Here is a 12714-nt window from a genome sequence, read left to right as displayed (position 1 = left end):
ACGGCCGGGGCGTCAGGTGTCGCCGTCACGCCGCCATCGGTAGGCGCCGGGTGACGTCTCGACGACCTCCCGGGGGTAGACCTCGCGCACATGGGCGAGGAGGGCACGCTGCTGACCGACCCACGCCGGCGGTGGCAGGAACAGCGGGACGGTGACCGTCACTCCCGACGCCGGCCCGTCGTGCACGGACACCCAGAGCCCTCCGCTCTCGTCGGGCTTGATACTCATCGACGGCGTCCGCCCGGAGTCGAGCCATGTGGCGAGTCGCCCGGACTCCAGCGTTGCCAGGACCTCCTCCCACTCCTCCAGATCCTCGGGCAGCAGCGTCACCGGGAAACGCGCACGGAGACGCTGTGGCCGCTGGCGCCGGGCAGGTCGGCCAGGTGGATCAGGTGGACAACGTCATCGGTCGAGTCCATGGGTTTCCTCTCTGGAACCAATGAGGCGGCTGGGGACTACCGCGGGGCCGCCGACCGCCTGCGGACCAGAACGAGAGCGAGCATGGCTGCGGCCGCGGCTGCCGACTCGGCCCAGGCGAGCACGGCGACGAGGGGCATGGCGTGAAGCTACACACTCGACAGTCACGACCCGTGCCCGGGTGACTGCCCACCAAGGCCAAGCCCCCCAGAGGCCGGTCCCGGCTGCTCCCTCACCTCCGCCTGCGCTCCCACGCCCCGGAGAGCCGCGACCGCCGCCTCAGCGTCTTCGCGCTGTACGCCGTCGAGGATCACGGCGGGTACCTGCATCGCGAGACCCTTGCTGCGCCAGAGACTCAGCCCGGTGAGACGACGCACGACGTGGGCGACGTCCAGCACGCGGGTGCCGGGATCGGTGAGCACCGCGTCGTGGGGCACGTCGTCACACACCAAGGTGAAGTACCCCTCGGTCATGCTCCCCCCGGTTGATCTCTGCTCAGTCGTTTTACGCGTACTCGGCGACGAACTCCGGACGGTACATCGTTCGGTATCTGTCCAGTGCTTCTCGGAGCATCTCTGCGCCGTGGGGGACGTTCTTCGTGAGGTGGGGCCAGCCCACGAAGCGGACGTGGTCGGGGATCGGGACCAGGGCAGTGATCGCGTCCCAGAAGGCAGCCCAGTTCTTGCCGTAGAAGTCCGGGAAGCCCAGGTCGCGCATCAGGAGGAGGTGCAAGGCGCGCTCGTCGGGTACTTCGCCTACGTCGATGGTGATCACGGGTTCATGGTCGCATCGTGGCCGGTCAGTCCAGCCAGAGGAGCATCGCCTCGTCCGCCTTCGCGGCGGCCTCGAAGAACTGGGTGAGGTCGTCGTACCAGGGGTGCGCCCACTCCAGGGAGCCCGGCTCGGTCCATCCGAGCGGATACACCTCGGCCCTGGTCAGTTCGGACGGGTCCACGCCGGCGATGAGCTGGGGGTAGCTGGTCGCCCGCAGGGCTTCCGCCGCGAGCCGGACCCGGTCGGGCCGCAGGTACCTCGGCGGTCCGTACCCCCAGTCGGAGTCCTCCGCGAACGAGTGCTCACCGTGGACGACGTTCACGGGGAACCCGTCGCGCTCCAGCAGGAAACGGAGCAGGTCCCAGGCCTTGTACGTGCTGAAGTGGCGTGCCTCGGCCGGCGCGGGCTCCGTCTCCTCCTGGGCGTCCCGGAGCTCTTCGACCAGTTCCAGAGCCCAGTCGGGGTCTCGTATCGCTCGTTCCAGCTCCGCAGCCGTGACCCGCAGGTACTCACCGATGATGCTCATGGCCGGACATTAGATGCCGTCACTGACAACGACCCCTGGTCCGTGGGGGGGGGAGAGCCGGGCCGTGGGTGACTTCGGTGGCCAACGAGTGAATCGGGTGCGTGGGGGTGTGGGGGCGGGGAGGGCTGCGGGAAGGTCCTTGGCGTAGCGGATCGTGACGGCAGGGAGTGCTCGGTGGCGAAGTTTCTGATTCAGGCCAGCTATACGTCCGAGGGCACCAGAGGGCTGCTCAAGGAAGGGGCCAGTGGGCGGCGGGCCGCCGTCGAGCGGGTGGTCGGCGAGCTCGGGGGGACGCTCGAGGTCATGTACTTCGCCTTCGGGGAGGACGACCTCGTGTGCGTCATCGACCTCCCCGACGCGGTGTCCATGGCCGCGGTCAGCCTCACCGTCAAGGCCAGCGGGGCCCTGACGACCCGCGCCACCCCGCTTCTGACGGTGGAGGAGATCGACCAGGCCACGCGCCGGCAGGTCGCCTTCCGCGCGCCGGGGGCGTAGCCCGCGGGCCGCGGCGTCGGCTCAGACCGACAGCGGTACCGCGTGGACCTCGTCCGCCTTGTGGCCGGCGCGTTCGTGCACGCGCTGGACCGCCTCGGCCGACGGGGCCTCGGAGAGGCAGTACACCTCGCCGGCCTCCGGGTCCGCCCAGGCCTTCTTGAAGTGGACGTTCTCGTCCCCCTCCACGGCCAGGTCGGCGTTGTGCGCCTCCATCAGCTGGTCCGCGGTGATGCCCTTCATCCCGTGGTGGACGTCCATGTACTCGGGCATGGTCCGCACCTCCTTCTCCCGAACGGTGCGTGAGCCCTGCCCTCTCATGCTCCGCCCGCGCGGCCCCGACGGCGACCGGACGGACGGGGCACGCCCCACGGGCGTATCCGCGGATGCGGGTCACCGTCCGCGCCGTCGAGTCGAGGCCACGCCGAGAACCCCGGTGGCGTCAGTGGGGCCACCGGGGTCCTCGGCGGGACGGTGATGTGGCGGACGACGGGGCGCTGTCAGCGGGTCAGCCGCACTGGCACGGGTTGCCCGACTGGCATCCGCACCCGCAGCCCGAGCCGCAGCCGCACGCGGCGATCAGGGTGAGGTTCCTGATCTCCGTGGGCTGCTCGGTCGGGTGGTCGCGGGTGGGGTCGGACGTCGTACCGGGCGTGCTGGGGGAATCGGCCATGGTCCCTCCTCGACGAGGCTCGTGCCTGTGCCCATTGCATGCCCCGTACGTCGGGCGCATCAACGGCGCATACGAGCGCGCACGGACGGTTGCGCGCCCCCGGCACGCCTCGGCCGGTCACGGCCACGCCGTGGCCACCGGCCCCCGCCGGCGCGCCTCGGCCCCCGGCCCCCGCCGGTGAGCCTCAGGCCCCCTCCGGCCCCGTCACCGGCTGGATGTCCTGCTGGAGCTCGTCCGCGTGCTCGCCCGTGACCAGGTACACCACCCGCTTGGCGACCGCGACCGCGTGGTCGGCGTACCGCTCGTAGTAGCGGCCCAGCAGGGTGACGTCGACGGCCGTCTCGATGCCGTGCTTCCAGCGCTCGTCGATCAGGTGCTGGAAGAGCGTGCGGTGGAGGAGGTCCATCGCGTCGTCGTCCTGCTCCAGCTGGAGCGCCAGGTCGACGTCCTTGGTGATGATCACCTCGGCCGCCTTGGCCATCAGGCGCTGCGCCAGCTGGCCCATCTCCAGGATCGTGGCGTGCAGGTCCTGCGGCACCGCCCGCTCGGGGAAGCGCAGCCGGGCGAGCTTGGCCACGTGCTGGGCCAGGTCGCCGGAGCGCTCCAGGTCCGCGCTCATGCGCAGCGACGTGACGACGATCCGCAGGTCCGTGGCCACCGGCTGCTGCCGCGCCAGCAGGGCTATGGCGCGCGCCTCCAGGTCGTGCTGCAGCTCGTCGACCTTCTGGTCGGCCTCGATCACGCTCTCGGCCAGCTTCAGATCGGCGTCCAGGATGGCGGTCGTGGCGCGCCCGATCGCCGACCCGACCAGCCGGGCCATCTCCACCAGACCGTCGCCGATCGAGTCCAGTTCCTCGTGGTACGCGTCCCGCATCTAGGTTCCCTCTCGTGCGTGTCGTCCGGGGTTCCGGGCAGGGCTCCCGTCCCCACGCTCCCACGTTCCGTGCCTTGTGCGTCCGGTTCCGCCACCCCAAATGAACCAATCCTGGCCCCAAGGTGAACTCTGGGCGACGAGTGTTCGAGCCGACGGCCGGACGGCTGTGGGCATGTCGTACCCCATGCCTAACCTGGTGGCATGGACGTGAACGCGGCGGTCGCCGCAGCGGCAGCGATCGCCGGGGTGCTCACCGGTGTGATCGCCATGCTGGCGTTCCGCTGGAGCGAGCGGGAGCAGAAGCGCCCCACTCGTACCTCTCTGCACACCGAAGCCGTGCTTCCGCCCGGCGTCGACACCGTCCTGTCCGTGCTCCGCTCCTCCGCCGTCGTCCTCGACGAGGCGGACGCCGTGGTCAAGGCCAGCTCCGCCGCGTACGCCCTCGGGCTGGTGCGCGGCGGCCGGCTCGCCGTCGAGCCGATGCTCCAGATGGCCCGCGACACCCGCAGGGACGGGGAGATACGACAGGTCGAGCTGGACCTGCCCCGGCGGGGCACCGGACGCGGGGAGGCGCTCGCCGTCTCCGCGCGTGTGGCGCCCCTCGGGTCCCGGCTGGTGCTGCTGCTCGTCGAGGACCTCACCGAGGCCCGGCGCATCGAGGCCGTCCGGCGGGACTTCGTGGCGAACGTGAGCCATGAGCTGAAGACGCCGGTCGGCGCGCTCTCCCTGCTGTCGGAGGCCGTCATGGACGCCTCCGACGACCCGGAGGCCGTGCAGCGGTTCGCCGGGCGCATGCAGATCGAGGCGACCCGGCTCACCAACCTGGTCCAGGAGCTCATCGACCTCTCCCGGGTGCAGAACGACGACCCGCTGGAGGACGCCGAGCCCGTCCGGGTCGACGAACTGGTCGCCGAGGCCATCGACCGGTGCCGGCACCAGGCGGGCACCAAGCAGATCACCATGGCGGCGGGCGGCACGGCCGACCTGGCCGTCTGGGGCAACCGCGGGCAGCTCGCCGCCGCCCTCGGCAACCTCGTGGAGAACGCCGTCAACTACTCCCCGGCCCGCACCCGCGTCGGCATCGCCGCCCGGCGTGTCACCGCACCCGGCGGGGACCTGATCGAGATCGCCGTGACCGACCAGGGCATCGGCATCTCCGACAAGGACAAGGAGCGCATCTTCGAGCGCTTCTACCGCGTCGACCCGGCCCGCTCCCGTGCCACCGGCGGCACCGGCCTGGGCCTGGCCATCGTCAAGCACGTGGCCGCCTCGCACGGCGGGGAGGTCACGGTGTGGAGCGCCGAGGGACAGGGCTCCACCTTCACCCTGCGACTGCCGGAGGCGGCTGCGGGCCGGGACCGCGCCCAGCAGCACCCCGACCTCGAAGGCGAGGACGACCCCGACGGGGCCGGCCGGTCCACCGCGCCGTCGCGCGGCTCGTCCCACACCCCCGACTCATCCGCGTACGAAACGCTTTCCGCCCCGGAGGTCCTTCCGTGACCCGAGTGCTCGTCGTCGAGGACGAGGAGTCCTTCTCCGACGCCCTGTCGTACATGCTCCGCAAGGAGGGCTTCGAGGTGGCCGTCGCGGCCACCGGCCCCGACGGACTCGACGAGTTCGAGCGCAACGGCGCCGACCTCGTCCTCCTCGACCTGATGCTGCCGGGCCTGCCCGGCACGGAGGTGTGCCGGCAGCTGCGCGGCCGCTCCAACGTCCCCGTGATCATGGTGACCGCCAAGGACAGCGAGATCGACAAGGTCGTCGGCCTGGAGATAGGGGCCGACGACTACGTCACCAAGCCCTTCTCCTCCCGCGAGCTGGTCGCCCGCATCCGCGCGGTGCTGCGCCGCCGCGGCGAGCCGGAGGAGGTCGCCCCGGCCGCGCTGGAGGCCGGCCCGGTCCGCATGGACGTCGACCGGCACGTGGTCACCGTCGGCGGCTCCAAGGTCGACCTGCCGCTGAAGGAGTTCGACCTGCTGGAGATGCTGCTGCGCAACGCGGGCCGCGTGCTGACCCGTATGCAGCTCATCGACCGGGTCTGGGGTGCCGACTACGTGGGCGACACCAAGACCCTGGACGTCCACGTCAAGCGGCTGCGCGCCAAGATCGAGCCGGACCCGGGGGCGCCGCGGTACCTGGTGACGGTGCGCGGGCTCGGGTACAAGTTCGAGCCGTAGACCGCGGTCGCGGATCTGTGACTACGGCGAAGGGCGGCACCCCGGGTGGGGTGCCGCCCTTCGCCGTCGTACGGCGGGACCGCGACGGCTCAGTGGCCGGCCGACGGCGAGGTGCTCGCGGACGCCTGGTCGGTCGGGGTGCCGGAGGGCGACGTCGAGGTGTTCGGCGACGGCGAGCCGGACGGGGAGCCGGAGGGCTTCTGGGCCGGGCTCTGCGCCGGGGCGCTCGGAACCTCGCTCGGGCCCCACTCGGAGAAGTAGCTCTTCGCCGGCACGATGAAGCCGCTCAGGGTGACGTCCCCGGCCTTGCTGAACGTGAAGGTGATGTTCTGGACGCTGCCGTCCTGCGTGGCCTCGCGGCTGCCGTGCAGGGCCGCCGCGGCGTTGCCCTTGCCGCCGATGACGACAGAGCCACCCGCGGGGACGATCACCTTGCCGTTGCCCGTGGCGGGCTTGAGGTCGGCCGGCTGGGCGACGCCCTCCACCTTGATGGTCTCCAGCGTCTCGTCGGTCGGGCCCGAGTTGTACAGGGTGGCGGAGACCGCGGCAGGGCCGGTGGACTCGCGGTCGGGCTGGGTGATGACGAGCGCGTTCTGGATCTTGATGTTCCCGACGCTGGTGGCGGCGTTGTCCGGCTTGATCTGCAGCGTCTGGGCGTTGTTGCCGGAGCCGCAGGCGGCCAGCGACGCGAACGAGAGGGCGATGACGGAGGCGGCGAGGGCGCCGCGTCGAAGGCTGCTGCTCACGGCGGCGGCAACTCCTTGAACGCAGGGGCAGCTTTCCTTGTAAAGCCACCCTAAGGGTCAGTCAGCGGGCTTAGGTTACCGAGCCGTTCCCGCGCCGCCGCACCCGACCCTCCCCCGAGCGCCCGGATCGCCCGGCAGGCGGTACGGCCGGGGGTACGGCCATGGGTGGCCGCGGGTGCGGCCATGGGGACGGCCTTGGGCAATGCCGCGGGTGCGGCCACGGGGTGCTCTCACGTCCCAGGCGCCACAGCTGACCCATGAGTCACATTGCCTCATGCTTCGTCCGCCATTCACTTAAGTCGCACGGGTCTCCGGCGCGCCGGTCGGCGAATTTTCCGTGAAGAATGCACGGCCGTCGCCGGAATTGATCACTCTGGATGAGCCGGCCCCTTCCCTGCCTCGTTCCCGGTCCCGTTCCCTGATCCGTTCCCAGATCCGTTCCGGTTCGCTTCCCGAGCCCTTCCCGGGGTGCCGTGATCAATTCCGGATTCGTCTCGTAACCGCCTCGGGACGGCCGAACGGAGTAGCGGAAGTCGCACACACGGAACCGGACATTTGGGGATGTTCGACCCTGCTGGGAGGGCTCCCGCGGGCTGTGACGGGCGTGTTTCACGCGCCCCGAGAAGCGCCTCCGACCTGCGAATACCTGCCTCCGCTCGGCCTCCGCAGCACGTTCCCGTCGCTGTTGTCAAGCCCCGAGATATGCCCTGACCTGCGAAAACGCCATTCAGAAGACGCCGTATCCGTGTTACCCTGGATAGCCACGGAAGGGGTACCTGTCACATGACGTTCAAGGTTGGCGACACCGTGGTCTATCCCCATCACGGGGCCGCGCTGATCGAGGCCATCGAAACTCGCCAGATCAAAGGCGTGGACAAGACCTACTTGGTGCTGAAGGTCGCCCAGGGTGACCTGACGGTACGTGTGCCAGCGGACAATGCGGAGTTCGTCGGCGTACGTGATGTGGTCGGTCAGGACGGGCTGGACCGGGTCTTCGAGGTGCTGCGCGCTCCGTACGCCGAGGAGCCCACGAACTGGTCCCGTCGCTACAAGGCAAATCTGGAGAAGCTCGCCTCCGGCGATGTCATCAAGGTCGCGGAAGTCGTGCGTGACCTGTGGCGTCGTGAGCGCGAGCGTGGACTCTCCGCGGGCGAGAAGCGCATGCTCGCCAAGGCACGCCAGATCCTGGTGAGCGAGCTCGCCCTCGCGGAGAACACGAACGAGGACAAGGCCGAGGCCCTCCTCGACGAGGTCCTCGCGTCCTGACGCGGCCCCGTCCGCCTCAGTTCAGCACGGTGTGCAATGCCGCGGTGCCCGATGACGCAACTGCTGTCGCCGGGCGCTGCGGCATGTTCGTATCCGCCGCCGCGTACGCCCGCGGTGCGTACGCTACGTCTCGTACGCCTCGTCATCCGCGCACGTGACGTCGCTGCGGTCCCGCTGTCGTCCTGTCGAGGGGAAGCCCCCGATACCTATGTGCCGGGGTCGGGCCGCCGGCTCGACCAGGGTCACGGAAGGGTCCGGTCAGAGCGTCGCGCGCCCGGCACGGTGAGGCCATACCCACCCGGGCCGAGCACACAAACCTGACAGGAACCGATGTCTGACGTTTCGCGTCCTTCCCCCACCGAGCCGCGTACGGCCGTGGTGATCCCGGCCGCCGGCCGCGGCGTACGCCTGGGGCCGGGCGCCCCCAAGGCGCTGCGCGCGCTCAGCGGCACGCCGATGCTGGTCCACGCGGTGCGCGCCATGGCCGCGTCGCGTTTCGTCTCCCTCGTCGTCGTGGTGGCCCCGCCGGAGGGGGCCGGCGAGGTCAAGAGCCTGCTGGAGTCGCACGCCCTGCCCGAGCGGACCGACTTCGTGGTCGTGCCGGGCGGGGAGTCCCGGCAGGAGTCCGTGAAGCTCGGGCTGGACGTGCTGCCGCCCGACTACGACATCGTGCTGGTGCATGACGCCGCGCGGCCGCTGGTGCCGGTCGACACGGTGGACGCGGTGATCGAGGCGGTGCGCGCGGGTGCGGTGGCCGTCGTTCCGGCCGTGCCGCTCGCCGACACCGTCAAGGAGGTCGAGCCGGCGGAGGAGGCGGGGGCGCCGGAGCCGGTTCTGGCCACTCCGGTGCGGGCGCGGCTGCGGGCCGTGCAGACGCCGCAGGGCTTCGACCGGGCGACGTTGGTGCGGGCGCACGAGAGCGTCACGGGTGACGTCACCGACGACGCGAGCATGGTGGAGCAGCTCGGGGAGCGGGTCGTCGTCGTGCCGGGGCACGAGGAGGCGTTCAAGGTGACGCGGCCGCTGGACCTGGTGCTGGCGGAGGCCGTGCTGGCTCGGCGGAGGCTGAACGATGGGTTCTGAGACGGCGGGGTCCGGGGTGCCGGGTGCTGAGGCGGCGGGGTCCGGGGTGCCGGGTGCTGAGTCGGCGGGGTCCGGGGTGCCGGCGGGTTTTCCGGCGCTGCCTCGGGTGGGCGTCGGTACCGACATCCACGCCTTCGAAGAGGGACGTGAGCTGTGGTGCGCGGGGCTGAAGTGGGAGGGCGAGGGGCCGGGGCTGGCCGGGCACTCCGACGCGGACGTCGTCGCCCACGCGGCGTGCAACGCGCTGTTCTCCGCGGCGGGGCTCGGTGACCTGGGGCAGCACTTCGGTACGGGGCGGCCGGAGTGGTCCGGAGCCTCGGGGGTGACGCTGCTGACCGAGGCGGCCCGGATCGTCCGGGCGGCCGGCTTCGTCGTCGGGAACGTCGCGGTGCAGGTGATCGGGCCCCGCCCGAAGATCGGCAAGCGGCGGGACGAGGCGGAGAAGATCCTCTCCGAGGCGGCCGGGGCGCCGGTGAGCGTCTCCGGCGCGACGACGGACGGGCTCGGGTTTCCGGGGCGGGGGGAAGGGCTGATGGCGGTGGCCACGGCGTTGGTGGTGCGGCGGTAACGGTGCCTGCGGCGCGTGCGTGGGTGGGTGCGGTGTGTTGCCGGGTGCGGGTCCGTCGTGGCTTGTCGCGCAGTTCCCCGCGCCCCTGAATGCCTGCGGCGGCCCGTTCCTGTCCGGTGGCGGGTTGCGGTAGCGCCTTCTGCCGGTGGGTGGGTCGGGGCCGCGGTGGGGGGTGTCCGTCCTCGGTACGGCCCTACGTTTCTTCAAGACGGCACCCGAAGGCAATGCCGTCCGCTGCGGGCGGACACCCCCCACCACGTCCCCTTCTCGCCGCCGGCGACTGCAGGCCGTCGCCGCTACCTGCCTCCGTAGCTGCGGGCAGTCGTGCCGCTAGGGGCGGCACGGGTGGGCGCAGCGGCACCCCGCACCGCCGGCCGCGCAACCCCGGCGGTCACCGCACCCCGGGCACCAGGCAACGCCGGGCAGCGCACCCCACGGCGGTCACCGCAACGCCGGGCATCGCGGTCCGCGGCGTTCGGTGGGCGGTCGAGGTCACGAAAACGCCCCGTAAGCCCGCGGCGGCGCCTGGCACTGGTCGGCGCCCACTACCCTGGATGCGTGACCATTCGCCTGTACGACACCAGCGCCCGGCAGATCCGTGACTTCACCCCGCTCACGCCGGGTTGTGTCTCGATCTACCTGTGTGGCGCCACCGTGCAGGCGGCCCCGCACATCGGGCACATCCGCTCGGGGCTGAACTTCGACATCCTGCGCCGCTGGTTCGCCTACCGCGGCTACGACGTCACGTTCATCCGCAACGTCACCGACATCGACGACAAGATCATCAAGAAGGCCGCCGAGCAGGGCCGCCCCTGGTGGGCCATCGGCTACGAGAACGAGCGCGCCTTCAACGACGGCTACACGGCCCTCGGCTGCCTGCCGCCGACGTACGAGCCGCGCGCCACCGGCCATGTCACCGAGATGGTCGAGATGATGCGCACGCTCATCGAGCGCGGGCACGCCTACGAGGCCGACGGGAACGTCTACTTCGACGTGCGCTCGCTGCCGGGCTATCTGTCGCTGTCGAACCAGGACCTCGAGGACCTGCGCCAGCCCTCGGAGGACGGCGAGACCGGCAAGCGGGACCCGCGCGACTTCGCGATGTGGAAGGCCGCCAAGCCGGGTGAGCCGAGCTGGGAGACGCCGTGGGGCCGCGGGCGTCCGGGGTGGCACCTGGAGTGCTCCGCCATGGCGCACAAGTACCTGGGCTCCGTCTTCGACATCCACGGCGGCGGCATCGACCTGATCTTCCCGCACCACGAGAACGAGATCGCCCAGGCCCGCGGCTTCGGCGACGAGTTCGCCCGGTACTGGCTGCACAACGGCTGGGTCACCATGAGCGGCGAGAAGATGTCGAAGTCGCTCGGCAACTCCGTCCTCGTCAGCGAGATGGTCAAGCAGTGGCGGCCCATCGTGCTGCGCTACTACCTCGGCACCCCGCACTACCGCTCGATGATCGAGTACAGCGAGGAGTCGCTGCGCGAGGCCGAGTCGGCGTTCGCCCGGATCGAGGGCTTCGTGCAGCGGGTGGTGGAGCAGGCCGGCGAGGTCGAGCCCGCCGCCGAGGTGCCGCCCGCCTTCGCCGAGGCCATGGACGACGACCTGGGCGTCCCGCAGGCCCTCGCGGTCATCCACACCACCGTGCGGCAGGGCAACAGCGCCCTCGCCGCCGACGACAAGGACGCCGCCGTGGCGCGGCTCGCCGAGGTGCGGGCCATGCTCGGCGTCCTCGGCCTCGACCCGCTCGACCCGCAGTGGGCCGGGGAGAACGACCGCGGCGACGACCTGCACGGCGTCGTCGACAGCCTCGTCCACCTGGTGCTGGAGCAGCGCGAGTCCGCCAGGGCGCGCAAGGACTGGGCCACCGCGGACGCCATCCGGGACCGGCTCGGGCAGGCCGGCCTCGTCATCGAGGACAGCCCGCAGGGCCCGCGCTGGACCCTCGGGCCCCGCTAGAACACCGCGAATGTGCCGCCCGCGTCCACGGGCGGCACACTTGCACTTGACGTACGTACACCCGACGCATCACGGAGACAGGTAACTCATGGCCGCGAACAACCGTCGCATGTCCGGCAAGAAGGGCGCGCAGGTCGGCAGCGGCGGCAAGCGGCGCCGGGGCCTGGAGGGCAAGGGTCCGACCCCGCCCGCCGAGATGCGCAAGGGGCACGCCAAGCAGCGTGCCGCCCAGGCCAAGGCGCGCCGCGCGCAGGGGCGTGCGCCGCAGCGCCGGGGCGGCGGCAAGTCCGCCTCCGAGCTGGTCGTGGGCCGTAACCCGGTCTACGAGGCGCTGCGCGAGGGCGTGCCCGCCTCCACGCTGTACGTGCAGCAGTTCATCGACAACGACGAGCGGGTGCGCGAGGCGCTGCAGCTGGCCGCCGAGCGCGGCGGTATCAACCTGATGGAGGCCCCGCGGCCCGAGCTGGACCGCATGACCAACGGCCTCAACCACCAGGGCCTGGTGCTGCAGATCCCGCCGTACGAGTACGCCCACCCCGAGGACCTCGCCGACGCCGCCGCGGACGAGGGCGAGGACCCGCTGATCGTCGCCCTCGACGGGGTGACCGACCCGCGCAACCTCGGTGCCGTCGTGCGGTCCGTCTCCGCCTTCGGCGGCCACGGCGTCGTCGTACCCGAGCGGCGTGCGGCCGGTATGACCGCCGGTGCCTGGAAGACGTCCGCCGGTACGGCCGCCCGGACGCCGGTCGCCCGCGCGACCAACCTGACGCGGGCCCTGGAGGCGTACAAGAAGGCCGGGATCATGGTCGTCGGCCTCGCCGCGGACGGGGACGTCGAGCTCGGCGAGCTGGAGGCGCTCGGCGGGCCGGTGTGCATCGTCGTCGGCAGCGAGGGCAAGGGCCTGTCCCGTCTGGTCGGCGAGACCTGCGACTTCCGGGTGCGCATCCCGATGCCGGGCGGGGCCGAGTCCCTCAACGCCGGTGTCGCGGCGGGCATCGTGCTGTACGAGGCGGCGCGGCGCCGCGGCTGACGAGCCGACGCCGTACGACCGTTCGCCCGAGTCCCCCACACGGGGGATTCCGGGCGTTCGGGGCAACCTTGACGGGGTCCGGACAGATCCGCACGGTCAAGGCAGTGTCCTAAGGACTCATCACTCGGTTAG

General features: G+C 71.4%; 16 protein-coding genes. 8 read left to right on the top strand and 8 right to left on the bottom strand.

Annotated features, from left to right (window positions below):
- Positions 1–12: 12 nt before the first annotated feature.
- The 4 genes from ACF1AL_RS36875 to ACF1AL_RS36860 form a co-directional block, all read right to left on the bottom strand.
- Entirely contained in the window at positions 13–330 is a 318-nt protein-coding gene (locus ACF1AL_RS36875; protein WP_391828656.1) for a DUF5959 family protein, read from the bottom strand.
- 251 nt (positions 331–581) lie between these two features.
- On the bottom strand, positions 582–890 hold the full coding sequence (locus ACF1AL_RS36870) for a ribosomal protein L7/L12 (RefSeq protein ID WP_391828654.1): 309 nt from the start codon (positions 888–890) through the stop codon (positions 582–584).
- A 31-nt stretch (positions 891–921) separates the two neighbouring features.
- Positions 922–1191, bottom strand: coding sequence for a barstar family protein (locus tag ACF1AL_RS36865; RefSeq protein ID WP_391706288.1), 270 nt, complete (start codon positions 1189–1191; stop codon positions 922–924).
- Positions 1192–1216: 25 nt separating this feature from the next.
- Complete coding sequence (locus ACF1AL_RS36860; protein WP_391828652.1) at positions 1217–1717, bottom strand: YfbM family protein; 501 nt, start codon at positions 1715–1717, stop codon at positions 1217–1219.
- Between the two features lie 174 nt (positions 1718–1891).
- Here ACF1AL_RS36860 and ACF1AL_RS36855 point away from each other — a divergent pair, with 174 nt between their 5' ends.
- Positions 1892–2212, top strand: coding sequence for a GYD domain-containing protein (locus tag ACF1AL_RS36855; protein WP_366841374.1), 321 nt, complete (start codon positions 1892–1894; stop codon positions 2210–2212).
- Positions 2213–2233: 21 nt separating this feature from the next.
- Here ACF1AL_RS36855 and ACF1AL_RS36850 read toward each other — a convergent pair whose 3' ends face one another.
- The 3 genes from ACF1AL_RS36850 to phoU form a co-directional block, all read right to left on the bottom strand.
- A complete protein-coding gene (locus ACF1AL_RS36850; RefSeq protein ID WP_386915602.1) occupies positions 2234–2482 on the bottom strand; it encodes an SCO4226 family nickel-binding protein in 249 nt (82 codons plus the stop codon).
- A gap of 235 nt (positions 2483–2717) precedes the next feature.
- Positions 2718–2882 carry a hypothetical protein gene (locus ACF1AL_RS36845; RefSeq protein WP_366841376.1) on the bottom strand — a complete coding sequence of 55 codons (165 nt, stop codon included), beginning with the start codon at positions 2880–2882 and terminating at the stop codon, positions 2718–2720.
- Between the two features lie 184 nt (positions 2883–3066).
- Entirely contained in the window at positions 3067–3756 is a 690-nt protein-coding gene (gene phoU, locus ACF1AL_RS36840) for a phosphate signaling complex protein PhoU (RefSeq protein ID WP_366841377.1), read from the bottom strand.
- 201 nt (positions 3757–3957) lie between these two features.
- On the opposite strand from phoU, the gene ACF1AL_RS36835 reads away from it, so the two are divergent.
- Together ACF1AL_RS36835 and ACF1AL_RS36830 are read left to right on the top strand one after the other, a co-directional pair.
- Complete coding sequence (locus ACF1AL_RS36835; RefSeq protein WP_366841378.1) at positions 3958–5256, top strand: ATP-binding protein; 1299 nt, start codon at positions 3958–3960, stop codon at positions 5254–5256.
- Complete coding sequence (locus ACF1AL_RS36830) at positions 5253–5933, top strand: response regulator transcription factor (RefSeq protein WP_030734890.1); 681 nt, start codon at positions 5253–5255, stop codon at positions 5931–5933. The genes ACF1AL_RS36835 and ACF1AL_RS36830 overlap by 4 nt, the downstream gene beginning before the upstream one ends.
- 89 nt (positions 5934–6022) lie before the next feature.
- On the opposite strand, the gene ACF1AL_RS36825 is transcribed toward ACF1AL_RS36830, so the two are convergent.
- Positions 6023–6679, bottom strand: a complete 657-nt coding sequence (locus tag ACF1AL_RS36825) for a DUF461 domain-containing protein (protein WP_391660266.1) — start codon at positions 6677–6679, stop codon at positions 6023–6025.
- A gap of 783 nt (positions 6680–7462) precedes the next feature.
- Between ACF1AL_RS36825 and ACF1AL_RS36820 the strand changes: the two genes are divergently transcribed.
- The 5 genes from ACF1AL_RS36820 (at position 7463) to rlmB (ending at position 12582) form a co-directional block, all read left to right on the top strand.
- Entirely contained in the window at positions 7463–7945 is a 483-nt protein-coding gene (locus tag ACF1AL_RS36820) for a CarD family transcriptional regulator (RefSeq protein ID WP_003953493.1), read from the top strand.
- Positions 7946–8275: 330 nt separating this feature from the next.
- Positions 8276–9028 carry a 2-C-methyl-D-erythritol 4-phosphate cytidylyltransferase gene (gene ispD, locus ACF1AL_RS36815; protein WP_391828650.1) on the top strand — a complete coding sequence of 251 codons (753 nt, stop codon included), beginning with the start codon at positions 8276–8278 and terminating at the stop codon, positions 9026–9028.
- Positions 9018–9596 carry a 2-C-methyl-D-erythritol 2,4-cyclodiphosphate synthase gene (gene ispF, locus ACF1AL_RS36810; RefSeq protein ID WP_391828647.1) on the top strand — a complete coding sequence of 193 codons (579 nt, stop codon included), beginning with the start codon at positions 9018–9020 and terminating at the stop codon, positions 9594–9596. The genes ispD and ispF overlap by 11 nt, the downstream gene beginning before the upstream one ends.
- A gap of 558 nt (positions 9597–10154) precedes the next feature.
- Positions 10155–11552: a cysteine--tRNA ligase gene (gene cysS, locus ACF1AL_RS36805; protein WP_366841382.1), complete on the top strand. Its 1398-nt coding sequence runs from the start codon at positions 10155–10157 to the stop codon at positions 11550–11552.
- A gap of 88 nt (positions 11553–11640) precedes the next feature.
- Positions 11641–12582 (top strand): 23S rRNA (guanosine(2251)-2'-O)-methyltransferase RlmB, encoded by a 942-nt coding sequence (gene rlmB, locus ACF1AL_RS36800; protein WP_366841383.1) that lies wholly within the window; start codon positions 11641–11643, stop codon positions 12580–12582.
- Positions 12583–12714: the final 132 nt, after the last annotated feature.

The sequence above is a fragment of the Streptomyces sp. NPDC014801 genome, assembly GCF_043082085.1.
Taxonomy (GTDB): Bacteria; Actinomycetota; Actinomycetes; order Streptomycetales; family Streptomycetaceae; genus Streptomyces.
The sequence above is the reverse complement of the archived record's forward strand: the minus strand, read 5'-3'. Positions and strand labels throughout refer to the sequence as shown.

Excerpts from the sequence above, each read along its gene's own strand:
- ACF1AL_RS36860 (WP_391828652.1), bottom strand. The coding sequence starts at position 1,717 with ATGAGCATCATCGGTGAGTACCTGCGGGTCACGGCTGCGGAGCTGGAA.
- rlmB (WP_366841383.1), top strand. The coding sequence starts at position 11,641 with ATGGCCGCGAACAACCGTCGCATGTCCGGCAAGAAGGGCGCGCAGGTC.
- phoU (WP_366841377.1), bottom strand. The coding sequence starts at position 3,756 with ATGCGGGACGCGTACCACGAGGAACTGGACTCGATCGGCGACGGTCTG.
- ACF1AL_RS36850 (WP_386915602.1), bottom strand. The coding sequence starts at position 2,482 with ATGCCCGAGTACATGGACGTCCACCACGGGATGAAGGGCATCACCGCG.
- ispF (WP_391828647.1), top strand. The coding sequence starts at position 9,018 with ATGGGTTCTGAGACGGCGGGGTCCGGGGTGCCGGGTGCTGAGGCGGCG.
- ACF1AL_RS36870 (WP_391828654.1), bottom strand. The coding sequence starts at position 890 with ATGACCGAGGGGTACTTCACCTTGGTGTGTGACGACGTGCCCCACGAC.
- ACF1AL_RS36835 (WP_366841378.1), top strand. The coding sequence starts at position 3,958 with ATGGACGTGAACGCGGCGGTCGCCGCAGCGGCAGCGATCGCCGGGGTG.
- ACF1AL_RS36845 (WP_366841376.1), bottom strand. The coding sequence starts at position 2,882 with ATGGCCGATTCCCCCAGCACGCCCGGTACGACGTCCGACCCCACCCGC.
- ACF1AL_RS36820 (WP_003953493.1), top strand. The coding sequence starts at position 7,463 with ATGACGTTCAAGGTTGGCGACACCGTGGTCTATCCCCATCACGGGGCC.
- ispD (WP_391828650.1), top strand. The coding sequence starts at position 8,276 with ATGTCTGACGTTTCGCGTCCTTCCCCCACCGAGCCGCGTACGGCCGTG.